Here is a 1,242-nt window from a genome sequence, read left to right as displayed (position 1 = left end):
ACGACGGTGCCGCCTTCGGCGACGGTCGACGTAGCCGTCAGGCTGACCGTCGAAGTGTCGATGGTGTCGGTGACGTCGGTGACCGCAGGCGTGGTGCTTGGCACCAGGTTTTCGAAATTGCCGCCGGTGGCGTGGTCGATGCTGACTTCAACCTTGCCGGCGTCCTTGTAGACGTCGTCGGAAGGTGCTGCCACGGTGACGGTGCCAGTGGTTTTACCGGCGTCGATGGTGATCACCGAGCCATTGCTCAGGGTTACGGTAACCGGAGTGCCGGCTGGATTGCTCAAGGTCGCGGTGTAGACGATCGAACCGCCTTCGGCCACGGTGTCGGTTGCCGAGAGGGTCAGACCGGTGGTGTCTGAGGTGTCAGTGACAGTCGTATCCGCTGGGGTAGCGTCGATGTCCAGTTTTTCGTAGTTGCCACCCTGGGCGTCGTCGATCTTCACGCTCAGGTGATCGCCGCCCGAAACGGCAGCGTTCGGTGCGGTGAAGTTCACACTGCCGCTGCTTGCGCCCACCGGGATGGTGATGGTCTGGCCGTTGCTCAATGTCACGACGAGAGGAGCATCCGTAACCGGAGCATTCACCGATGCGGTGTATACCACGGTGCCGCCTTCGGCCACGGTCGACGTAGCCGTCAGGCTGACCGTCGACGTATCGATGGTGTCAGTCACGTCAGTGATGGCCGGCGTGGTGCTAGGTACCAGATTCTCGAAGTTGCCGCCGGTGGCGTGATCAATGCTGACTTCAACCTTGCCGGCGTCCTTGTAGACGTCGTCGGAAGGTGCTGCCACGGTGACGGTGCCAGTGGTTTTCCCGGCGTCGATGGTGATGACAGCGCCGTTGCTCAGGGTCACGGTCACTGGCGAGCCAGCGGCGTTGGTCAAGGTGGCGGTGTAAACGATCGAACCACCTTCGGCCACGGTGTTGGTGGCGCTCAACGTCAGGCCGGTGGTGTCTGGGGTGTCGGTGACAGTGGTGTCAGCCGGGGTACCGTCGATATCCAGTTTTTCGTAATTGCCGCCCTGGGCGTCGTCGATCTTCACGCTCAGGTGATCGCCGCCCGTCGTCGCATCGTTGGGTGCGGTGAAGTTCACGCTGCCGGAACTTGCGCCCACCGGGATGGTGATGGTTTGACCGTTGCTCAATGTCACGACGAGAGGAACATCCGTAACCGGAGCATTCACCGAAGCGGTGTATACCACGGTGCCGCCTTCGGCCACGGTCGAGGTTGCGGTGAGC

Annotated in this window: 1 protein-coding gene; it reads right to left on the bottom strand. The window is 62.0% G+C overall.

The features are described 5' to 3' along the window. Positions 1-1,242, bottom strand: a 1,242-nt coding sequence (locus N4Q37_RS27610; protein WP_260963354.1) for an immunoglobulin-like domain-containing protein, incomplete at both ends; no start/stop codon positions are given.

The sequence above is a fragment of the Pseudomonas citri genome, from assembly GCF_025336485.1.
GTDB lineage: Bacteria > Pseudomonadota > Gammaproteobacteria > Pseudomonadales > Pseudomonadaceae > Aquipseudomonas > Aquipseudomonas citri.
Note: the sequence above shows the minus strand (reverse complement) of the source record. Positions and strands in the feature narration are given on the sequence as shown.